This window comes from Pseudomonas sp. JQ170C (assembly GCF_035581345.1).
Taxonomy (GTDB): domain Bacteria; phylum Pseudomonadota; class Gammaproteobacteria; order Pseudomonadales; family Pseudomonadaceae; genus Aquipseudomonas.
In genome coordinates this window covers 1,476,487-1,495,756 of record NZ_CP141608.1, presented here as the reverse complement: position 1 = coordinate 1,495,756, position 19,270 = coordinate 1,476,487, and the positions used below count along the sequence as shown (strand labels likewise).

Here is a 19,270-nt window from a genome sequence, read left to right as displayed (position 1 = left end):
GTTGTTCTCCTTCGTTTCAGGGTTGTAGCTCGCGGATCGGCCTCACTTCGACACTGCCGACCCGGGCGGCAGGGATGCCCTTGGCAATATTCAACGCTTCGTTCAGGTCGCGGGCATCGACCAGATAGAAGCCGGCCAGTTGCTCCTTGGTCTCGGCAAAAGGCCCATCGGTCAGGCTCATGTGCCCACCGCGCACACGCACCGTGGTTGCCGTCTGCACAGGCTTGAGCGCTTCGGCGGCGAGCATCCGCCCGCTGCCCTGGATCGACTCGGCATAGGCCATGCACTCGGCATCGGCGGGGCTGTCGGGCAGGCTGTGCAACAGGCCTTCTTCACAGTAGACCAGGCAAAGGTATTTCATCGTCGTCTCCACAGCAGATGCACACTATGGCTGCATACCGCGCTTCCGGAGAAAGCGCGATTCGGCATAACCCTCGGGGTTTTCAGGTCAGGGCTTGAGCGAGAACAGGGCCGCTCCGGTTTCCATGTCGAATGGCGCCGACCAGTGTTCATGAATCACCTTCCACTGCCCGCCGATCCGCTTGTAGCCGACCGTGACGCGCATATAGCAGCTTTTATCCTCGCCGCCCTCGTCGCCGCCGGGGCCGCAACGGTTGAGCCAGTGAGCGAACCCCAGTTCCGGGGTGGCATGGATCTGCAGTTGTTCCATTTCAAAGACCATCTCGCCGGGGCAATGCTCCATGCAGGCTTGCCAATGGGCGGTGTAGGCGGCCTTACCCTTGAACTGCAGTTCCTTGACGGCATCGAAGGCAAGGATATCGTCGGCGTAAGGGGCGGTGATCGCAGGAATGTCCCGGGCTCGGACGGCGGGAATCCAGCGTTCGATCAGCTGGCGGATCTCAGTTTCGGCGGCATTGTTCATGGTCGTGTCCTCTGCGGTTCGACAGGTGTCAGGCGCCGAACGAATCGGCGCGTTCACAGATGGTCGAATCACGGCGCGAGGAATCGACAGCAGCGGGTCACTTTTTTAGTTGCGTCGCTCCAACGGCAACCAAATCTCCATCACGCTGCGGCTGTCGAACGGATCGAAATCCTTGCCATAACGCTCGAATTCCGGTGCCTGGGCAACCCGCTCTCCGGAGGACGGCAGCCAGTCGTTCCAGATGGCCTGGAAAGTCGCCTTGAGGGTATCGACGCTACCGTGGTGCTCGAACACCGCATAGCGCTGGGGCTTGAGGTCGACATGCTGAAAGTCGGCCGGCAACATTTCGGCGTCCTCCACCTGCACCCCGGCGATGTAATCGAAATGGCCTTTGCCGTCGGCGTTGCAGCACACGCCGTAGGTGTGCGCGCCGACCTGCCCTGTCACCCGGCCGATATAGGGCTCGAAACGCTGCCACAGCGTCGGGATCTCGTGGGTCGTGGACTGCGTGAAACGGCCCCCCATACCGGCGATGACAAGGCGCTGGCCCTCTTCAATTCGCACAGGCTCGATTGCAACGTGATTCGGGATGGACATGTCCTTTGCCTCCTTGAATGAATCGTTGGGCTGCCCGGGCATTGCGGGGCAGCAGGGTCGTCCGCTAGCGTAGTCGCAATTACTCCAATGCGGAATCAACCCATGACACTGATCGCAGAACCCCTGCATGCCTGCGGCCTGATCGAGTCGTCATGGGTGCGCGCAAGCGCCGCGAGCTTTCCCCGCCACACCCATGACGAGCTGGTGCTGGGCGCCAACGTGTCGGGGCACGAACAGATCTGGCTCGACGGCAAGCACCTGGAGGTGCCGGCCGGCACTGTGACGCTTTACAACCCGCTGGCTGTACAAGCTTCGGAGTTCGGCCCGCAGGGGGTCGAGTACATCAGCCTGCACCTGGACATCAATGCGTTGCAGCGCCTGATCCGCGAGCACAATCTCGGCCCCGGGCACGGCTGCCCGACCTTTGAACAAGGGGTGTTGCAGCAACCTGCGCTGTACCGTTCAATCATCGACTTCGCAGGCTCGACCACAGCGGCCGAACAGGAAGCCGCATTGCTCCAGCTGCTGGCCACCTTGTTTGAACAGGCACCCTCGGCCAACGGTGAACAGGCACCGGCCATCGAGCGCAGCGTGGCACTGATGCGCGCCCAGCTTCATCAACGCCTGACGCTTGAACAACTGGCGCACGCGGCGGGCCTGAGCAAATTTCACTTCGTGCGCTGCTTCAAGAAAGCCATGGGCCTGGGGCCGCTGCAGTACCACATGCAACTGCGCCTGATCGAAGCGCGCCAGCAGTTACGCACAGGGGCGCACCCCAGGGATGTGGCGCTGGGCCTGGGCTTCTACGATCAGAGTCATTTCATCAATGCGTTTGGCAAGGTCATGGGCGTCACCCCGGCGGCCTACTCAGCCGCGTTCCGACGCCCTTGAAACAAAAGAGCCCCTTACGGGGCTCCGGTCGCTAGCTAGGGGAGAAAACCACTGCCTGCCGAGCGCTTGGCGCGTTTGGCGGCACGTTTTTCTTCAGCGGTTTTCAGGGGCTTTTTCTTGGCCATCTTTTTCGCATCCAGACCTTTCATCTCGAAGATCCTCCGGCCGGACGGCACCTGCGCACGGGTGCCCCGACTGATTATAGACCCGCTGTAGCAGCCGGTACGGCGAGGATGAATTCGCGATAGCCAGAGAGAATCACATAGACGGCGAAGTAGCAGAAAATCGCCGCCGAAAGCAGATACGACCAGGTCAACAGCCGGTCCCCCAACAGCCGCCCGCCGTGACTGGCGATCAGGCACAGCGACAGGCACCAGAGCAGGCCGGCAGCCAAAAAGCCCGACAGAAACAGCCCGGCCTCCATCAAGCTGCCACCGCCGGAGCGGGAGATCAGCACGCCCCCCACCGCGGCAAACCACAGAATCGCACTGGGCGAAGACATGGCCAGAACGATCCCGCGAACGAACTCGCGCCAGCCCGACTCCACCACCACTTCGCCCGCCTGCACATGGCCCTCCCCGCGCCAGGCCGCCAGCAGCATCTTCACGGCAAACCACACCAGCAGCACCGAGCCGCCCAGCCACAACACCCAGCGCACCGTCTCGAACTGCAGCAGCACGGTCATCCCCGCCAGCGCCGCCACGGCATACACCAGGTCCCCCACACAGGTCCCCAGCCCGAGCCAGAAGCCCTGGAGAAAACCGCGCTGCATCGCCAGGGTGATCATGGCGATATTGGCGATACCGATATCCAGGCACAGGGAAAGGCTGAGGAGAAAACCGTTGGAAAAAGGCATGAGGGGATTCCAGAGACCGCATTGAAGACAGGCGCCATTAAAGCGGGAATCCCCCTGGCTGTATTGGAAGAAATTGCCCCCGTTGTCATGCCTGGGCAGCACGCTCGAAGACTTCATCCGCCCATTGATTGAGGCTCTTGCCCTGGGACTGCGCGGCAATGGTTGCAGCCGCGTGAACTTCGGGGCGAATACGCAGCATGACTTTGCCCGAAGCGGGCCGCTCAGGGGCCACACCCCGTTCGATACAGTCAGCCAGGTAGTCGTCCAGCGCCAGGTGAAAGGCCTTGTGCAACTGACTCACGGAGCTGGCATGGAAACTGATGATGTCGCGCACCCCAAGTACACGACCGACGAAAATATCATCCCGTGGGTCGTACTCGATTCGGGCGTTGTATCCCTTGTAGTTCATCGTGTTCATGGGTGAACTCCTGCCCGCAGGAGAAACTCGCGGGCTTCTTCAACTTGATAACGCTTGGCCTCTTTACCCGGATGCGGTCGGTGACAAAGCCACTGTTGTGCGCCCAGTTTCAGCTTGACCCTGGAACCCTCCCGCTCCACCACTTCTCCGCCCAAATGCACGATCAGGGCTTCGATGTCGGCGAACACCAGATTGGCGCTGGTGGGCGTACGAAAAATGTTTTCAAGGATTCTGCGATATCGACTGTTCATCGGAAAATGCTATCAAAATAAGATAGCACTTTTTCCAAGCGATCAATTCAGGATTTTTCCGTCGCCACCCAACGCTCAAACCGGTGTCAGCGCAACCCGCACCGTGGTAGTCGGCGCCTCGACAAACGCTACCCGCCCGCCAGCGTTCTGCACGATCTGGCGCACGATTGCCAATCCGAGCCCGGTGCCTTGAGTACTTTGCCGGCCCTTGCGAAAACGCAGGAACATCGCCTCCCGTTCTGCTGCCTCGATCTCGACGCCCTGGTCGGCAACGTCCAGGTGCAACGCCTGCCCGCAGCGGTACAAGGCAACCTGCACACACCCCTGGCCGTGGACCAGTGCGTTCTCCAGTAAGTTGGCCAGCGCCTCGCGCAATTGGTCGGCGTTGCCCCGGCACTCGCAGCCCTCGGCGATATCGACCTCAAGCAGGCGCCCGCGCGCCTCGAACAAAGGCAACAAGGCAGCACACACCTCGCGGGTGACACGTGACAGGTTGGTCTGCTGCTCCATGGCCGAGCCCTCGCTGGCCTCACCCTCCTGGCGGGCCAGTTCCAGCAATTGCGTCACCAGCCGACGCATTTGCTGCATCTCGGCTTCCAGTGCCGGCCATTGCATCTGCCCGTCACGGCGAGCCGCCTGCAGGCGCAGGTCCAGCACGGTCAGCGGTGTGCGCAGTTCATGGGCGGCGTCGGCAACAAAGCGCTTTTCAGCGGTATAGGCGGCAGCCAGACGATCCAGGGCACTGTTGGCGGCATCGGCCAAGGGCTGGATCTCACTGGGTAGATGCGCCAGGAAAATACGTTGGGAGGGGCGTGCCGGGCCGATGCCGCGTGCCTGTTTTGCCGCCGCATATACCGGGCGCAACGACCAGTGCAGCAACAGCAGAATCAGCACCAGCGATACCAGGCCGATCGGCACCATGAGCACCAGGCTGTGCTGCAAGCGGGCCGCCAGCAGGTCACCAATCACTTCGCGCTCCAGCGTGTCTTGCTTGGCGACCATCAGTATCGCCCCGTCTGCCAAGCGCACCGGAACACTGACCACGCGACCGCTGAAGGCACTCCAGTACAAGCCACCGCCGTCATCGCTGGGTTGTTTGAGGCGACGCGGGTGTTTCAGGTTGGGCGACATCCACAACAGCTGAGCGTCCGCCGCGTACAAGGAATACGACAACTCACCGCCCGCGTAGTGACTCGGCAGGCTCGCGGGATCACTACTGGCGCTGAAACCATTGGCTATCACCTGGGCCTCGATGGTCATCACCGCCCGGCGCAGTGCATCGCGCGTGCCGTACAGGTAGATCGCCAGGTTGCCGAAGCCGAGGGCGAATACCACCAACATTGCCGTGAGCAGACGCCAGCGCAGGCTGCGCTTAGCCATTGGCGGTATCGACCTGCTGGAGCCGGTAGCCGAGCCCGCGCACGGTGTCGATTCGACTGTCGGCACCGGCGCACGCCAGCTTGCGCCGCAAGCGCGAGACCAGTGCCTCGATGGCATTGGGGGTGACCGGTTCGTTGAAGGCGTAAAGACGCTCCTCCAATCGCTCCTTGATCACGATACCCGGGACAATCCGCAGCATCTCTTCAAGCAGCATGGCTTCGCGACGCGCCAGCAGGACCACCTCGGCGTTGCCATCGACCGACATATGGCGAGTTTGCGGTTGCAGCACCAGGTTGCCACAACGCATCACCGTGTCCACGCGGCTGCCGGGGCGACGCAACACGGCACGCAGGCGCGCCTCCAGCTCTTGCATATCGAACGGCTTGAGAATGTAGTCGTCGGCCCCGGCATTCAGGCCCGCCACCCGGCTGTGCAGGGCATCCCGTGCAGTCAGCACGATACAGGGCAGGTCGGCATTGGCAGTGCCCCGGCGCTTGTCCAGCAAGGCCATGCCATCCATGTCCGGCAGCCCCAGGTCGAGCAGCATCGCGTCGTAACTGCCCAGTTCCAGCCACGCCAGGGCCTCGCGGCCACTGGCTGCGGCATCCACGGCAAAGCCGGCCTGCACCAGATGATCGACCAGCAATCCGCGCAGCGCCTCGTGATCTTCCACAACCAGCACTTTCATCTACATCAGTCCGAAAAAGAAAACCGCGCACTCAAACCGCAAGTTAAAGCGAATGATTTGCAACCCGTCAGGTTCTGGTCAGGTTCGGCTGGCAACATCGCCGCCCGAAAGACGCAATTGATACAGCTTATTATTTTGATTTGCAGCTTTGCAAGAAACCCTGGAACGCTGTCTATGAACCTGTACTGTCGCGATACCGCCCGCCCTGTCCCCTTCGCCCCCTGCCACCTTGCCCTCGTCACGGCCCTGCTGGGCCTTGGTCTGAATGCCGGCCTGGCACAGGCAAACGACGTTCAAACCCCCGCCCAGGCTGACGACCCCGCCCTGGAAATCGGCTCGACCGTGGTCACCGCGGCCGGCTTCAGCCAGGACATGCGCGACGCCCCGGCCAGCGTTTCGGTGATTACCCGGGAAGAGCTGGAAACCAAGCAGTTCCGTTCGTTGGCGGACGCGGTACGCAACGCCGAGGGCGTCAGTGTCATCGGTGGCGACAAGGGCGCGATCTCGATACGCGGCATGGAGTCAAGCCATGTCCTGATCCTGATCGACGGGCGCCGGCAGAACACCAGCCAGGTCACGCTCAAGGGCGGTACCTCGGAAGGCCTGGAGATGAACTGGATTCCGCCCGTCGAAGCCATTGATCGCATCGAGGTAGTCCGCGGGCCGATGTCCACGCTGTATGGCTCCGAGGCCATGGGCGGGGTGATCAACGTCATTACCCGCAAGGTCTCGCGCCAGTGGTCGGGTGCCATCTCCGCCGACCATACCTTCCAGGACAGCTCCAACGCCGGTGACAGCACCCAGATGGATGCCTACCTGTCGGGACCGCTGGTGCAAGACCGTCTCGGCCTCCAGGTCTGGGGCTTTGACAAGCAGCGCAAGGAAGACGAGATCTACGACGGCTTCTCCAAGTCCGACCGCCAGACCGGTACCGCACGCCTGTGGCTCACCCCGGACGAGCAACAGGAATTCATGCTCGAAGCCAGCCGCACCGAGCAAGAGTTCTGGAACACCCCGGGCAAGACCCTGGCCGACACCGACACCAAGAACAACAACACCTATACCCGTGACAGCTATGTGCTGGCCCACACCGGCAACTGGGCATTCGGCACCACTGACCTGAGCCTGTACCGGGAAGAGGTGGTACGCGACAGCGATATCCAGACCGGCAATCAGACGGTCAGCCCCGAAGTCACCAACACGGTGTTCGAGAGCAAGATCAGCCTACCTCTGGAGCGCCATATGTTCGTCGCCGGTGCCCAATGGAAAAAGGACGAACTGGAAGCGGACGGTTATTACGCCAGTCCCGAAGGCAACGGCATCGGGACGTCGATGACCGAGAAATCCCTGTTTGCCGAGAATGAATGGAGCGTCACCGATACCTTCAGCCTTACCGCCGGCATTCGCATGGATGACAACGAATTCTTCGGCCGTCACTGGACGCCACGCTTTTATGGCGTGTGGCATATCGACTCGGACTGGACGCTCAAAGGGGGGGTGGCCAAAGGCTTCAAGTCGCCGAACATTACCCAGATCAACCCGAGCATCGGCCTGCCGCAACGCGGCGGTGCCTACACCTGGGGCAACCCGGACCTCAAGCCGGAGAAGAGCGAGAACCGCGAAATCGGCCTGTACTACGATGCCGGTGGCGCGTTCAGCGGCAACATCACCCTGTTCGATACCGATTACGAGAACAAGATCGCCAACACCGGCACCCGTCAGCTGGTCTACCCCGACGGCACACCGGTACCACCCGATCCGATCACCGGGCGAATCTACAGCACCTACTTCAACATCAGCGGCGCCACGGTACGCGGTGTCGAAACCGCGGCCAGCTACCGCTTCAACGAACGGCTAAGACTCAAGGGCCAGTACACCTACCTGGACTCCAATGTGGAGAGCGGTGACTCCACCATTCTCGGCTTTGGCTACCCCCTGTCCGATGGCGAACCGCTGGTGGCAACGCCCATGCACTCGGGCAGCCTGACACTGGACTGGGCCGTGCTGGACACCGTGGACAGCTTCGTCACCGCCAGCTACCACGGCGAGGAAACCAGCATTGCCTGGGGTAAAGGCGGCGCAGTCTCGGAAAGCACCCAGTCCTTCACCACGGTCGATGTCGGCACCACCTGGCGCGCCACGCCAGACCTGACCTTCAGCCTGGTGGGCTACAACCTGACCAATAAAGTGCGAGAAATCGACACCGACTCGGCCTACTCCTATGCCGAAGACGGTCGCCGTTTCTGGCTCAAGGCCAACTATCAATTCTGATCACCCTGCCTGAGACAGACCGATGAACCCTTCCGCCAAACCCTCACCCGGTCGCGCCCGCCTGCCCGTCGCCACCATCGTCCGTGTACTGCTGGCGGTGTTCGGCGGCTATGCCGTGGCGGCGCTCACGGCGGCCAGCCTCAGCGTGGCCTTGCCCCTGCCGCGCCCACAAGCGGTACTGGCCGCGACCATGCTGGCCTTCATCGCGTACTGCGCGGTGGCGATCTGGGCCTTCAGCGCCGCCACTGCCTTGCGCGCCTGGCTGATCACCGGGGCCTGTGCGGTGCTGCCGACGCTGCACCTGCTGGTGCGGGAGCTACTGGCATGAAGGCACTCGGCTTTCGCCAGGCCAACGCCTGGCTGCATACCTGGACAGGCCTGTTGCTGGGCTGGCTGCTCTACGCGGTGTTTCTGACCGGGACCTTGAGCTTCTTCCAGGAAGAAATCAGCTTCTGGATGAAGCCTGAGCAGCATGCATCCACCGCCGACAGGGGCACCGCCTTGCGGGTTGCGCAAAAGATGCAGGTGCTGGCCCCTGATGCCGCGCAGTGGAGTATCAACCTGCCCGGCGAGCGCAGCGCGGTCGCCCAGGTCCAGTGGTTCGATAAAGGCCAGCCGATCAGTAAAGGCGGTGGCCAGCGCCTGACCCTCGACGCCGGCAGCGGCGAACCGATCGCGGTGCGCGAAACCCGCGGGGCAGGCTTTCTCTATCGCTTCCACTTCGAGCTGTACGGCATGCCACGCCTCATCGCCCGCTGGATCGTCGGCGCCGCGACCATGGTGATGCTGGTGGCACTGGTCAGTGGCGTCATCACCCACAAGAAGATCTTCAAGGAATTCTTCACGTTTCGCCCGCGCAAGGGCCAACGCTCCTGGCTCGATGCCCATAACGCAACAGCAGTGCTGTCGCTGCCGTTCCACTTCATGATCACCTACAGCGGTTTGTTGCTGCTGATGTTCATGCTCATGCCCTGGGGAGTGCAGAGTGCCTATCAGGGCGATACCCAGGCATTCTTCGCCGAGAGTGGAGGCCGCGGCGCCCGCGGCTCGGCAACCGACGCCCCGCCCGCCCGGCGCCCCGCCAGCAGTGACGCGCCGCTGACCGACTTCGCCCCCCTGCTTGACCAGGCCGAACGTCGCTGGCCCACCGGCGTGGGCAGTATCAGTGTGAGCAACCCCGGGTTGTCCAGTGCGGTGATCGAATTGCGTGAACGTGGCGGTGACAGCCTGATCGACCGCGGCGCCAGCGAACGCCTGCGCTTCAACGGTGCGACCGGGGCGCTGCTACCCTCCCCGCCCGGCCCGGCGATCAGCACCACCAATGCCATCTACAACGTGTTTTCCAGCCTGCACCTGATTCGCTTTGCCGGCGCGCCCTTGCGCTGGGCGTTCTTTATCAGCGGCTTGCTGGGCACGGCGATGATCGCCACGGGGCTGGTGCTTTGGGTCGTCAAGCGCCTGCCGGAGCGGCAGAAATCCGGGTGCACGCCGTTTGGCCATCGGCTGGTAGAGGTGCTCAACGTGGGGTGCGTGGCCGGCTTGCCTGTGGCCACCGGCGCGTACTTCTGGGCCAATCGACTGTTGCCGGTGGGCATGGCGCATCGCGCGGACTGGGAAATCCGCAGTTTCTTCATTGCCTGGCTGATTTGCCTGATGCATCCACTGTGGCGTTCGCATAAACGGGCCTGGATCGAACAACTGAGCCTGGGTGCGGTGCTGTTCGCTGCGCTACCGCTGTTCAGCTTCACCCTGGAGCACAGTCATCTGCTCGCCAGTCTCGCCCGTGGACAGTGGCTGCTGGCCGGCATGGAGCTCAGTTTGCTGGCCGGTGCAGTGCTGATGGCCTTTGCCGCGTGGAAGCTCAACCGGCACCAGCCACTGCAACGGGTGCAGCGCCAGCCCCGCGCTGCCGTCGCGGCACAGGAGCCTACGACATGATCGCACTCTGCCTGGCCCTGTGTTTCAGCAGCCTGAGCGCGCTGTGCCTGGGCACCGAACGCCATTATCAGCAGGTATTCGAGGCCAAGATCACACCGGCTCGCCATTGGCTGCTCAGGCTGTCGGGCTGGCTGTTGTTGGCGAGCGCTATCGCGCCCGTGGCAATGGAGCTGGGGCCGTCGGTTGGCCTGGCCCTCTGGATTACCCTCCTGGGCCTGGCCGCCTGCGCCGTGGTGCTGCTGCTGAGCTACACGCCACGGCTGATTGTTCCACTGGCGCTGGGTACCCCCCCCATGATGCTGCTACTGATGTGGCTGTGAGGGCGAGCGCCCGGCCCGGGCGCTAGCCAGCCAACACCTGCGCATACCGCTCCCGATCGACATTGGCCCCGCTGAGGATCACCGCCACCTTGCGTCCCCGCTGGCGCTCACGCTCCTTGATCAGAGCGGCCAGACCGGCCGCACCGGCGCCTTCGGCGGTGTTGTGGGTGTCTTCGTGATAGATGCGCATGGCCTGGGCGATGTCTTCATCGCTGACCCGGACGATGCGGGCCGCATGCTCCCGGACGATCTCGAACGCTTCCGGCACCGGGATGCGACAGGCCATGCCGTCAGCGAAGGTGTTGGCCGTGGCGGTGGTGATGATGCGGCCCTGCTCGAAGCTCTGGGCAAAGGCATCCGCCTCGGTCGAGACCACGCCAACAATTTCGGTGCGCAGGCCAAGCAGGTTGCGGGCCTGGATCAGTCCGCAGATGCCTGAGCCCATGCCGATGGGCACGTACACGCAATCCAGGTCCTGCACGGCGTCGAACAGTTCCAGCGCATAGGTGGCCACCCCGCGTACCAATTGCGGGTGGAAGGACGGCACCATTTCATAGCCGAGCTGCTGCGCCTGGCGCGCCGCTTCTTCGCGGGACTGGTCAAAGTCCGCGCCATGCTCGATCAACTCCGCGCCCTGGGCCCGCATGGCCGCGTTCTTTTCCCGCGAGTTGCCCTGGGGCACGACGATGATGATGGGCAAGCCTGCCTTGCGTGCCGCCAGGGCCATGCTCTGGCCGTGATTGCCCCGGGTGGCGGTGACCAGGCCGCGAACGCCCGGCTTCTGCGCCAGCAGCCACTGCACATAGAGCAGGCCGCCGCGCACCTTGAACGCGCCGGTCGGCGCATGGTTCTCGTGCTTGACCCACACCTCGCACCCCAGCCGCTCGGCCAGGCGCGGCCAGGCGTATTGAGGGGTAGCGGGCACACTGGCATGAACCAGGCGGGCAGCGTCACGCAGGGCGGGCAGGTCGAACATGGAGCACCTCGGCAGCAGTGGGTTTGACCTGATCCTAGCCCCGGCGCATTGTATGGGCCAAACCATATATTGCATGGCCAACAATAAATGTGGACCCCTACCCTGCCCGACAATGACCAGCCCCGATACCTGGCACTGGTGGATGCCATCGCCGCCGCCATCGAGGCGGGCGAGCTGAAAATCGGCGAACGCCTGCCGCCGCAACGGCGCCTGGCCTGGAACCTGGGACTCAACCCCAGCACCACCCAGCAGGCCTACCGGGAAGCCGCGGCCCGGCACCTGGTCAGTGGCGAGGTCGGGCGCGGCACCTATGTGCTGGCCGGCAGCAAGGAAGCCACGCTGTTTCACCTCAAGCATCGCCACCTGCAACCCAGCCTGATCGACTTGTCGACCAACGTCCCGGTAACCGACCCCGACAACCAGGACATCGAGCGCACCTTGCAAGCCTTGCTGCGCGACGGCGAAGTCCACAGCCTGGACCACTACCTGAGCGCCGAAGCGCTGCTGCTGGCCCGGGTACAAGGCGCCGCCTGGCTGGCCAATCGCGGCCTGCAATTGAACGCCGGCCAGTTGCTGTTGTGCGGGGGTGCCCAGCAAGGCGTGTTCAGCCTGCTGCTGTCGCTGTGCCAGGCCGGCGAGCCGGTGCTGGTCGAGGCCCTGACGGCACCGGGCATCAAGGCCGCGTGCCGCCAGCTGCGCCTGCCCATCCATGGCGTGGCCCAGGACCACCAAGGCATTCTCCCGGATGACCTGGACCGCGTCGCGCGTGCCACCGGCGCGCGGGTGCTGGTGCTCACGCCCAGCCTGCAGAACCCCACCGGCGCCTGCATGAGCGATGAACGCCAGCAGGCCGTGGCCCAGGTGGTACGCCGCCATGAATTGCTGTTGATCGAGGATGACGTCTATGGCGCGCTGACCGACCAGCCACCGCTGTGGTCGCGGCTCGGCCCGCAGGGAGTACTGGTCACCAGCCTGTCCAAGACGGTGGGTGCCGGCCTGCGCCTGGGCTGGATCGTCGCCGAGCCGCAACTGCTGGCCAAGGTTGATCCCCATGCCCAGGCAACCCACTGGCAGGTTTCCCCGCTGAACCTGCAGATCGCCTGTCGCTGGATCGCCGATGGCACCGCGGCACGGCGATTGGCCTGGGCCCGCGAGGAGGTGAAACAGCGCTGGTACCTGGCGCGCAAAATCCTGGGCAGTGAGCGGCTCTACAGCCAGCACCCTTCGCCGCACATCTGGGTGAGCTGCCCGCAACCTGCGCACGTGGTCGTGCAACGCTGCCGGGCCTGCGCCGTGGAAGTGGTACCCAGCGAGGTGTTTGCGGTAAAACGCAGCGACCTGCCGGCCATCCGCATCAGCCTGTCGGCGGCCAGCAGCCGTGCTGAACTCAAACAGGCACTCGAACGGGTAGCGCAGGCCATGGAGATCCAATGAACACCTTCTATCGTCAGGCCGAGGATTTTCTCGCCGCCCTTGATCCGCGCTGGGCCGCACACGTTGAAGCGATCGGCCCTTGCCTGCATCAACCGCTGCCCCATCGCGACCCCTACCAGGCACTGGTGCGGGCCATCGCCTATCAGCAACTGCATGTCAAAGCGGGCGACGCGATTCTGGGCAGGTTGATTGCGTTGTACCCAGGGTGCGATTTCCCAAGCCCCGAACAGGTCTTGGCCACCACCCCGGAACAACTGCGTGCCTGCGGCTTTTCCGCCAGCAAAGTGGCGACCATTCAGGGCATCGCCCTGGCCCGCATCGACGGCGTGGTACCCGATCACCAACAGGCGATGGCCCTGGAGGACGAGCAACTGATCGAACGCCTTGTCAGCTTGCGTGGCGTCGGTCGCTGGACCGTGGAGATGCTGTTGATCTACACCCTGGAACGCATGGACATCCTGCCGGCCGATGACTTTGGCGTGCGCGAGGGCTACCGTCGCCTGCAGGGGCTCGAGGTTCAGCCCACCCGTCGGCAGATGATCGAGCTCGGCCTGGCCTGGCAACCCTATCGCACCCTCGCCGCCTGGTATTTGTGGCGCGTGCCGAACACGCGAGTTTGAACGCAAGACCCGGAGTTTTTCCGCAACCGGTCCGCTCTAACCTGAACGTATCGACCCTCACCAAGAGACTATCGGCATGAGCCAGGGCAAACCCCGTATCAGCGAATCCGATCCACGCTGGCAAGCCATCGTGGCGCGCGACCCGGCAGCCGACCGGGACTTTGTCTACGCGGTGCGCACCACCGGGGTGTACTGCCGCCCCAGCAGCGCCTCGCGGCTGCCGCGGATCGAGAACGTCGAGTTTTTCGACACCCCTGCGCAAGCGGAAGCGGCCGGTTACCGGCCGAGCAAACGCCGGGCCGCAGACCAGACCCATGTCGCCGACTTGCACCGCGCTCAGGTCACCCGCGCCTGCCAACTGATCGAAAATGCCGAGTCTGCCCCGAGCTTGAACCAGTTGGCCGCGCAACTGGACATGAGTCCGTTTCATTTTCACCGGGTGTTCAAGGCCGTCACCGGGGTCACGCCCAAGGCCTACGCCTCGGCCCACCGGGCGCGCAAAGTGCGCAAGCAGTTGCAGCAGTCCTCGACGATCACCGACGCCCTGTACGAGGCCGGTTTCAACTCCAACAGCCGCTTCTACGAGTCCAGCAATGCACGCCTGGGCATGACGCCGGGGGCCTACCGCGATGGCGGCGCCAACACCGATATCCGCTTTGCGATTGGTCAGTGTTCGTTGGGGGCGATATTGGTGGCGCAAAGTGCACGAGGGATCTGCGCGATTCTGCTCGGTGATGACCCTCAAGCATTGCTGCAAGAACTTCAGGACAAATTCCCCAAGGCCAATCTGCTGGGCGCAGACGCAACGTTTGAAACCCTGGTGGCCAGGGTGGTGGGGCTGGTCGAAACACCGGGCATTGGCCTGGACTTGCCGCTGGACTTGCGCGGCACGGCCTTTCAGGAGCGGGTGTGGCAGGCGTTGCGCACGATTCCGGCAGGCACCACCGCCAGCTACGCCGAGATCGCCCAGCGCATCGGCGCCCCCAAGGCGGTGCGCGCCGTGGCCCAGGCCTGTGCAGCCAACAGTCTGGCCGTTGCCATTCCCTGCCACCGGGTGGTGCGCAGTGACGGCAACTTGTCGGGCTATCGCTGGGGGGTGGAACGCAAGCGCCAGTTGCTGGAACGTGAGGCCCCGTAGACAACAGGGTCAGGCATCGACATTGCCGACGGCTTTGACAATAAAGCGGTTACTGCTGCAGCAACTATCAATCAACCGTTACTGCAACCACTGCCCATGGCGCGGTATTCAATGGTGTGGCGCTGGCCCTGATGATCTTCATAGGTCATGGTAGCCGGCACAACTTCACATACATTGGGAATGGTCGACAAGTTGATAACTTTGGCGATATCCAGATCCTGAGTGTAGTCATACTGTTCGACGGCAGGTTGTACCGCCGCGGTGTTGATTTCATCGGCCATGGCGAACGAAGACACACCCACGAGGGCAAGTACCAGTAAACTTTTCATAATATGAGCCTGCAAAGCAATCAAACTAATCGATTGACTTCATTGGCCAACAGGGGCGCGGAGAAGTTGTTATATCAAATACACAAGACATAACACGAAGTACCGATCCCACTGTTTATGTTCTGTGTGGGACAGGGCTAGTTTACAACTTGGGATGATGGCTTTAAGCCCTGCGCCAGACAATCACTGTTACCGTAACCGTAACAATGGCAACGACCTGCGCCCCTCGACAACCGGCCTGCATCGGTGTAAAAGCGCGGACCAGAGCCCCCGCAGGAGATTTTCGGTGCCCTCGCTACGCTACTGCCCGCTGACCGGGCCCGAGCGGCCACTGCTCAATAAATTCTACAAAAGCCAGCATTCGCCGATGCGCGCAGCCACGGACGGGCAACTCTGGGTCGCCCGCGCCGATGAAATTGTCGCCGCCTTGTGCCTGAGCCCTGTACCCGGTGGCCACTGGCTGACCGGCTTATGGGTTGCCAGCCCCTGGCGCGGACAGCAGATCGCCCGTCACCTGCTGGAGGCGGCGCTGCACGCTGTTCAAGGAACGGTGTGGCTGTTCTGCCATCCGGATCTGCTGCACTTCTACAACCGCCTGGGTTTCGACGCCTGCTCGCACTTGCCGCCAGCGCTGGGCGAACGCCTGGCCCGCTACCAGCGCAGCAAGCCGTTGCTGGCGATGGCCCGCATTCAGTCGTCGCTGGCCGGGTCCAGCCCGGGAAACAGCACTTCGGTATAGCCGAACTTGTTGAAGTCATGGATGCGCGACGGGTACAGCCGGCCAATCAAATGGTCGCACTCATGCTGCACCACCCGTGCATGAAAGCCTTCGGCCAGGCGGTCGATCACCTGGCCCTGAGGGTCGATGCCTTCATAGCGGATGCGTCGGTAACGCGGCACCACACCGCGCAGGCCCGGCACTGACAGACAGCCTTCCCAGCCGTCTTCCACTTCAGTGCCCAGCGGCGTAATGACCGGGTTGAGCAGGATCGTCTGCGGTACAGGCTCGGCATCCGGATAACGCTCGCTGCGCTCGAAACCGAAGATCACCAGTTGCAGGTCGACCCCGATCTGCGGTGCGGCCAGGCCAACGCCGCCCACATGACGCATGGTCTCGAACATGTCCGCAATCAACTGGTCCAGTTCGGCGCTGCCGATCAGTTGTTGCGGCACCGGCGGGGCAATGCGCAACAAGCGCTCATCGCCCATTTTCAGAATGTCACGAATCATGGGAACTTCGACTCAAGGGTTCGCCCTCGGGCGTGGCCGGGTGGTCGAGCGAGTGATCGCGCCCCAACCCGGAAACATGCTTTTTATCATGTTCATGGGCGTCCTCGCCGGCCTCTTTCTCACCCGGGTTCTTGCCTTCGGCCGACATATGTTCGATCACCGCATTCATTTCCGCCCCCAGCAACAACACCGCGGCAGAAATATAGAAGTACAGCAGCAACACGATAATTGCACCGATGCTGCCATACATCGCGTTGTAGTCGGCGAAGGTCTTGACGTAATAACCAAAGCCCAGCGATGCCATGATCCACACCACCACGGCCAGTACCGAGCCTGGGGTGATAAAACGAAACTCCTGCTTCACATCCGGCATCACGTAATAGATCAGGGCCACGGCGACCATCATCAGGATGATGATGGCCGGCCAACGCAACACCGTCCACAAGGTGACAATGAACTCCTGCATACCGATCTGCGAAGCGATCCACTCCATCACCTGCGGGCCCAGCACCATCAGCGCCGCCGCTGCCAGCAACATGCCGGCGATGCCCACCGTATAGATGATCGACAAGGGAATGCGCTTCCACACCGGGCGCCCTTCGACCACATCGTAGGCCGCGTTCATGGCGCTCATCATCAGCCGCACACCGGCCGAGGCTGTCCACAGGGCGATTACGATACCTACTGACAACAAGCCGCCCTTGGACTGCTGCAACTGATCAATCACAGGGTTCACCTGCTCCAGCGCCTGGGGCGGCAATACCAGCTCCGATTGCAGGCGCAGCCAGGAGAAGAAGTCAGGCAAGTGCAAAAAGCCGATCAGGGCAATCAGGAACAGCAGGAAGGGAAACAGCGAAAACAGCATCTGGTAGGCCAGTGCCGACGCATAGGTGGACATCTCGTCATCGAGAAATTCCTTGACGGTGCGCACCAGCACGCGGTGCAAGGGCAAGCCGCGCAGGTCGGGGAAAATCATAGCGTCTCCTTTCGCCGTTCGAGGGTCATGGAAAAGGCTCCTCATCAAAGTCTGCAGTAAAGTCTAAACGACGATCGCCCCCAGGTTGCGATTGATTGCTGCAGATAGCACAACGGCCACCCCGGGTGGCCGTTGTGTCACGTCAGCGGCATCGCTCAAGGCTTCTTCACCGCGTCCTTGACCTTGCCGACCACTTGCTGGGCTTCGCCCTTGCGTTCCTGCAACTCGCCTTCGGCGCGCAGGCGCTCATTGTCGGTGGCTTTGCCAATACCTTGTTTGACATTACCGACCGCTTCGTTGGCCAGGCCTTTGACTTTATCTTTGGTGCCACTCATGGGAGTTCTCCTGAAGGAAAAAACGGGCTGTCAGAATCGACAGTCAGTGGACCTGTGGCCTTGCTCGGGAGTTTCAATTATTTGCCCGGTGGCCAAACAGCGGGCGAATACCGCCCCGATTCGCCTCGCCACCCCGTTGAATCGCAAGCGCTTCTTTTAGAATCGGCAACAGCGCGGCGGGCCCTGTGCGCCGCTGCGATAAAAACAACAGCCGATTGCGGAAGTCTTTACGATGCGTGTCATGCCTTTGTTCGCAGCCCTGCTGCTGCCCCTGCCTGCCCTGCCCTTGACCGCCGCTGCCGCCGCACCGGCAACGGCGTTGACCACGCTGGTGGTGGATCGCTACGCCGATGACCTGCAACCTGGCAGCCTGCGCTGGGCGATCGAACGCAACAACCAGAACCCCGGCCAGTTCCGGATCGAGATCCGCCCGGTGGGCAAGGCGCCTTATGTGATCAAGCCGGCATCACCGCTGCCGCCGATCCAGGGGCCGGTGAGCATCGAGGGCAGCGCATGGGCGCGCACGGGCCAGTTCATCGCCATCGACGGCTCGGCCTACATCATCGGTGACGGCACCCAGGCCTGCCCGGGTGCGGTGGCCGGCCAGTTCGGCACCAACGTACGCACGACCACCGGCCCCGGCCTGGTCCTGCGCGATACCAAGGGCGTGAGCATCTCGGGTCTTGAGGTACGCAATTTCTGCATCGGCATCCTGATCAACCGCGCCAGCAACAACGTCATCCAGGACAACCGCATCATCGCCAACAAGGGCGGTGCCGGCATCATGCTCACCGGCGACGATGGCCAGGGCAATCCAACCGCCACTACCACCAATAACAACAAGGTGCTGCGCAATCAGTTGATCGACAACGGCGACGGCCTGGAGCTGACCCGTGGCGCGGCCTTCAACCTGGTGGCCGACAACCTGTTCCGTTCCACCGCCGCCAACCCGGAGCCGTCCCAGGGCATCGAGATCCTCTGGGGCAACGACAACAGCGTGGTGCGCAACCGCTTCGAGAACTACTCCGACGGCTTGCAGATCAACTGGGGCCAGCGCAATTACCTGGGTGCCAACACCTTCACGGGCAACTCCATTGGCGTCAGCGTCAGCGGCGCGGGCAACATCCTCGACGGCAACCAGATCCACGGCAACCGCATCGGCATCGCCCTGCGTCCGGAGCCTACCTCCACCAGCAACCGCCTCAGTGCCAACCAGATCTGGAACAACAGCCAGGACATCCGCCGCTGCCAGGCCGGTGGTTCCTGCCTTGCCGAGCAGCAAACCGGCGCCATCGTCTTCGGTGTTCCGGCCATCGAACATGCCATTTATGAAGGCTCGCGCGGTATCGGCGTCGATCAGTCAGGCACCAACCGGGCTGTGATCTGCAGCGACAACGCCCCGGCCAAAGACTGCCAGCCCATGCCCAACCACAATCAGCCGGCACCGCAGCTGACCGCCCTCAACGGCAATCGCCTCAGCGGCACCGTGCACGGCGAGCCGGACAGCCTGCTGCGGCTGGAAGTCTTCGCCAACCGCCAGGCCCAAGGCAGCGAAGCCGAACATTACCTGGGCGAGACCATGGTGCCGACCGACGCCAAGGGCCAGGGGCAGTTCGACTATGTACTGGAACAGGGCACGGCCTTCGGATCCTTCACCGCCACCGTCACCCGCGCCGATGGCGCCACCTCGCCCTTGAGCCAGCCGCTTTCGGCACCCGTGGGCCACGCCAGCCGCTGAA

General features: G+C 62.9%; 23 protein-coding genes. 10 read left to right on the top strand and 13 right to left on the bottom strand.

Translation table 11 applies throughout. The annotated features are described in order from the left end of the window. Nucleotides 1–16: 16 nt before the first annotated feature. The 3 genes from U9R80_RS06890 to U9R80_RS06880 all read right to left on the bottom strand — a co-directional run bounded on the left by U9R80_RS06890 (nt 17) and on the right by U9R80_RS06880 (nt 1,480). Nucleotides 17–361 carry a YciI family protein gene (locus U9R80_RS06890; RefSeq protein ID WP_301837082.1) on the bottom strand — a complete coding sequence of 115 codons (345 nt, stop codon included), beginning with the start codon at nt 359–361 and terminating at the stop codon, nt 17–19. An 87-nt stretch (nt 362–448) separates the two neighbouring features. Beyond that, a complete protein-coding gene (locus tag U9R80_RS06885; RefSeq protein ID WP_301837083.1) occupies nt 449–883 on the bottom strand; it encodes a YybH family protein in 435 nt (144 codons plus the stop codon). Nucleotides 884–988: 105 nt separating this feature from the next. Continuing rightward, on the bottom strand, nt 989–1,480 hold the full coding sequence (locus tag U9R80_RS06880) for a GyrI-like domain-containing protein (protein ID WP_301837084.1): 492 nt from the start codon (nt 1,478–1,480) through the stop codon (nt 989–991). Between the two features lie 102 nt (nt 1,481–1,582). On the opposite strand from U9R80_RS06880, the gene U9R80_RS06875 reads away from it, so the two are divergent. Continuing rightward, nucleotides 1,583–2,371, top strand: a complete 789-nt coding sequence (locus tag U9R80_RS06875) for an AraC family transcriptional regulator (protein ID WP_301837085.1) — start codon at nt 1,583–1,585, stop codon at nt 2,369–2,371. A 199-nt stretch (nt 2,372–2,570) separates the two neighbouring features. Here U9R80_RS06875 and U9R80_RS06870 read toward each other — a convergent pair whose 3' ends face one another. The 5 genes from U9R80_RS06870 to U9R80_RS06850 all read right to left on the bottom strand — a co-directional run bounded on the left by U9R80_RS06870 (nt 2,571) and on the right by U9R80_RS06850 (nt 5,964). Continuing rightward, nucleotides 2,571–3,227 carry a LysE family translocator gene (locus tag U9R80_RS06870; RefSeq protein WP_301837086.1) on the bottom strand — a complete coding sequence of 219 codons (657 nt, stop codon included), beginning with the start codon at nt 3,225–3,227 and terminating at the stop codon, nt 2,571–2,573. An 85-nt stretch (nt 3,228–3,312) separates the two neighbouring features. Next, on the bottom strand, nt 3,313–3,645 hold the full coding sequence (locus U9R80_RS06865; RefSeq protein ID WP_301837087.1) for a type II toxin-antitoxin system HicB family antitoxin: 333 nt from the start codon (nt 3,643–3,645) through the stop codon (nt 3,313–3,315). After that, entirely contained in the window at nt 3,642–3,896 is a 255-nt protein-coding gene (locus U9R80_RS06860) for a type II toxin-antitoxin system HicA family toxin (protein WP_301837088.1), read from the bottom strand. Before U9R80_RS06860 ends, U9R80_RS06865 begins: the two co-directional genes overlap by 4 nt. 75 nt (nt 3,897–3,971) lie before the next feature. Further along, nucleotides 3,972–5,276 (bottom strand): sensor histidine kinase, encoded by a 1,305-nt coding sequence (locus U9R80_RS06855; RefSeq protein WP_301837089.1) that lies wholly within the window; start codon nt 5,274–5,276, stop codon nt 3,972–3,974. Continuing rightward, on the bottom strand, nt 5,269–5,964 hold the full coding sequence (locus U9R80_RS06850; RefSeq protein ID WP_301837090.1) for a response regulator transcription factor: 696 nt from the start codon (nt 5,962–5,964) through the stop codon (nt 5,269–5,271). The genes U9R80_RS06855 and U9R80_RS06850 overlap by 8 nt, the downstream gene beginning before the upstream one ends. Nucleotides 5,965–6,138: 174 nt before the next feature. On the opposite strand from U9R80_RS06850, the gene U9R80_RS06845 reads away from it, so the two are divergent. The 4 genes from U9R80_RS06845 to U9R80_RS06830 are packed head-to-tail and all read left to right on the top strand — an operon-like array spanning nt 6,139 to nt 10,493. After that, the gene (locus U9R80_RS06845) at nt 6,139–8,235 is read left to right on the top strand and encodes a TonB-dependent receptor domain-containing protein (protein ID WP_301837091.1); all 2,097 of its coding nucleotides are present in this window, start codon (nt 6,139–6,141) and stop codon (nt 8,233–8,235) included. 22 nt (nt 8,236–8,257) lie between these two features. Next, nucleotides 8,258–8,563 carry a hypothetical protein gene (locus U9R80_RS06840; protein WP_301837092.1) on the top strand — a complete coding sequence of 102 codons (306 nt, stop codon included), beginning with the start codon at nt 8,258–8,260 and terminating at the stop codon, nt 8,561–8,563. Beyond that, entirely contained in the window at nt 8,560–10,173 is a 1,614-nt protein-coding gene (locus U9R80_RS06835) for a PepSY-associated TM helix domain-containing protein (protein ID WP_301837093.1), read from the top strand. The genes U9R80_RS06840 and U9R80_RS06835 overlap by 4 nt, the downstream gene beginning before the upstream one ends. Continuing rightward, complete coding sequence (locus tag U9R80_RS06830) at nt 10,170–10,493, top strand: DUF3325 domain-containing protein (RefSeq protein WP_301837094.1); 324 nt, start codon at nt 10,170–10,172, stop codon at nt 10,491–10,493. The genes U9R80_RS06835 and U9R80_RS06830 overlap by 4 nt, the downstream gene beginning before the upstream one ends. A gap of 22 nt (nt 10,494–10,515) precedes the next feature. Here the strand turns inward: U9R80_RS06830 and U9R80_RS06825 are convergent, their stop codons facing one another. Next, nucleotides 10,516–11,469 (bottom strand): threonine dehydratase, encoded by a 954-nt coding sequence (locus U9R80_RS06825; protein ID WP_301837095.1) that lies wholly within the window; start codon nt 11,467–11,469, stop codon nt 10,516–10,518. A gap of 87 nt (nt 11,470–11,556) precedes the next feature. Between U9R80_RS06825 and U9R80_RS06820 the strand changes: the two genes are divergently transcribed. The 3 genes from U9R80_RS06820 (at nt 11,557) to ada (ending at nt 14,661) form a co-directional block, all read left to right on the top strand. Beyond that, on the top strand, nt 11,557–12,903 hold the full coding sequence (locus U9R80_RS06820) for an aminotransferase-like domain-containing protein (RefSeq protein WP_301837096.1): 1,347 nt from the start codon (nt 11,557–11,559) through the stop codon (nt 12,901–12,903). Further along, nucleotides 12,900–13,523: a DNA-3-methyladenine glycosylase family protein gene (locus tag U9R80_RS06815; RefSeq protein ID WP_301837097.1), complete on the top strand. Its 624-nt coding sequence runs from the start codon at nt 12,900–12,902 to the stop codon at nt 13,521–13,523. The genes U9R80_RS06820 and U9R80_RS06815 overlap by 4 nt, the downstream gene beginning before the upstream one ends. A gap of 76 nt (nt 13,524–13,599) precedes the next feature. Further along, complete coding sequence (gene ada / locus U9R80_RS06810; RefSeq protein WP_301837098.1) at nt 13,600–14,661, top strand: bifunctional DNA-binding transcriptional regulator/O6-methylguanine-DNA methyltransferase Ada; 1,062 nt, start codon at nt 13,600–13,602, stop codon at nt 14,659–14,661. 71 nt (nt 14,662–14,732) lie between these two features. Here ada and U9R80_RS06805 read toward each other — a convergent pair whose 3' ends face one another. Continuing rightward, nucleotides 14,733–14,990, bottom strand: a complete 258-nt coding sequence (locus U9R80_RS06805; protein ID WP_301837099.1) for a DUF2790 domain-containing protein — start codon at nt 14,988–14,990, stop codon at nt 14,733–14,735. A gap of 286 nt (nt 14,991–15,276) precedes the next feature. On the opposite strand from U9R80_RS06805, the gene U9R80_RS06800 reads away from it, so the two are divergent. Continuing rightward, a complete protein-coding gene (locus tag U9R80_RS06800; protein ID WP_301837100.1) occupies nt 15,277–15,729 on the top strand; it encodes a GNAT family N-acetyltransferase in 453 nt (150 codons plus the stop codon). Here the strand turns inward: U9R80_RS06800 and def are convergent. From def to U9R80_RS06785, 3 genes are all read right to left on the bottom strand, one after another. Further along, complete coding sequence (gene def, locus U9R80_RS06795) at nt 15,681–16,220, bottom strand: peptide deformylase (protein WP_301837101.1); 540 nt, start codon at nt 16,218–16,220, stop codon at nt 15,681–15,683. The genes U9R80_RS06800 and def overlap by 49 nt on opposite strands. Next, nucleotides 16,210–17,196, bottom strand: coding sequence for a YihY/virulence factor BrkB family protein (locus U9R80_RS06790; RefSeq protein WP_301837102.1), 987 nt, complete (start codon nt 17,194–17,196; stop codon nt 16,210–16,212). The genes def and U9R80_RS06790 overlap by 11 nt, the downstream gene beginning before the upstream one ends. A 155-nt stretch (nt 17,197–17,351) precedes the next feature. After that, nucleotides 17,352–17,531, bottom strand: coding sequence for a CsbD family protein (locus U9R80_RS06785; RefSeq protein ID WP_301837103.1), 180 nt, complete (start codon nt 17,529–17,531; stop codon nt 17,352–17,354). A 232-nt stretch (nt 17,532–17,763) separates the two neighbouring features. Between U9R80_RS06785 and U9R80_RS06780 the strand changes: the two genes are divergently transcribed. Continuing rightward, complete coding sequence (locus U9R80_RS06780) at nt 17,764–19,269, top strand: right-handed parallel beta-helix repeat-containing protein (protein ID WP_324804810.1); 1,506 nt, start codon at nt 17,764–17,766, stop codon at nt 19,267–19,269. Nucleotide 19,270: the final 1 nt, after the last annotated feature.

Bases quoted from the DNA above. Each gene is read 5' to 3' on its own strand.
- U9R80_RS06890 (WP_301837082.1), bottom strand. From the start codon at position 361: ATGAAATACCTTTGCCTGGTCTACTGTGAAGAAGGCCTGTTGCACAGC.
- U9R80_RS06885 (WP_301837083.1), bottom strand. From the start codon at position 883: ATGAACAATGCCGCCGAAACTGAGATCCGCCAGCTGATCGAACGCTGG.
- U9R80_RS06880 (WP_301837084.1), bottom strand. From the start codon at position 1,480: ATGTCCATCCCGAATCACGTTGCAATCGAGCCTGTGCGAATTGAAGAG.
- U9R80_RS06875 (WP_301837085.1), top strand. From the start codon at position 1,583: ATGACACTGATCGCAGAACCCCTGCATGCCTGCGGCCTGATCGAGTCG.
- U9R80_RS06870 (WP_301837086.1), bottom strand. From the start codon at position 3,227: ATGCCTTTTTCCAACGGTTTTCTCCTCAGCCTTTCCCTGTGCCTGGAT.
- U9R80_RS06865 (WP_301837087.1), bottom strand. From the start codon at position 3,645: ATGAACACGATGAACTACAAGGGATACAACGCCCGAATCGAGTACGAC.
- U9R80_RS06860 (WP_301837088.1), bottom strand. From the start codon at position 3,896: ATGAACAGTCGATATCGCAGAATCCTTGAAAACATTTTTCGTACGCCC.
- U9R80_RS06855 (WP_301837089.1), bottom strand. From the start codon at position 5,276: ATGGCTAAGCGCAGCCTGCGCTGGCGTCTGCTCACGGCAATGTTGGTG.
- U9R80_RS06850 (WP_301837090.1), bottom strand. From the start codon at position 5,964: ATGAAAGTGCTGGTTGTGGAAGATCACGAGGCGCTGCGCGGATTGCTG.
- U9R80_RS06845 (WP_301837091.1), top strand. From the start codon at position 6,139: ATGAACCTGTACTGTCGCGATACCGCCCGCCCTGTCCCCTTCGCCCCC.
- U9R80_RS06840 (WP_301837092.1), top strand. From the start codon at position 8,258: ATGAACCCTTCCGCCAAACCCTCACCCGGTCGCGCCCGCCTGCCCGTC.
- U9R80_RS06835 (WP_301837093.1), top strand. From the start codon at position 8,560: ATGAAGGCACTCGGCTTTCGCCAGGCCAACGCCTGGCTGCATACCTGG.
- U9R80_RS06830 (WP_301837094.1), top strand. From the start codon at position 10,170: ATGATCGCACTCTGCCTGGCCCTGTGTTTCAGCAGCCTGAGCGCGCTG.
- U9R80_RS06825 (WP_301837095.1), bottom strand. From the start codon at position 11,469: ATGTTCGACCTGCCCGCCCTGCGTGACGCTGCCCGCCTGGTTCATGCC.
- U9R80_RS06820 (WP_301837096.1), top strand. From the start codon at position 11,557: ATGTGGACCCCTACCCTGCCCGACAATGACCAGCCCCGATACCTGGCA.
- U9R80_RS06815 (WP_301837097.1), top strand. From the start codon at position 12,900: ATGAACACCTTCTATCGTCAGGCCGAGGATTTTCTCGCCGCCCTTGAT.
- ada (WP_301837098.1), top strand. From the start codon at position 13,600: ATGAGCCAGGGCAAACCCCGTATCAGCGAATCCGATCCACGCTGGCAA.
- U9R80_RS06805 (WP_301837099.1), bottom strand. From the start codon at position 14,990: ATGAAAAGTTTACTGGTACTTGCCCTCGTGGGTGTGTCTTCGTTCGCC.
- def (WP_301837101.1), bottom strand. From the start codon at position 16,220: ATGATTCGTGACATTCTGAAAATGGGCGATGAGCGCTTGTTGCGCATT.
- U9R80_RS06790 (WP_301837102.1), bottom strand. From the start codon at position 17,196: ATGATTTTCCCCGACCTGCGCGGCTTGCCCTTGCACCGCGTGCTGGTG.
- U9R80_RS06785 (WP_301837103.1), bottom strand. From the start codon at position 17,531: ATGAGTGGCACCAAAGATAAAGTCAAAGGCCTGGCCAACGAAGCGGTC.
- U9R80_RS06780 (WP_324804810.1), top strand. From the start codon at position 17,764: ATGCGTGTCATGCCTTTGTTCGCAGCCCTGCTGCTGCCCCTGCCTGCC.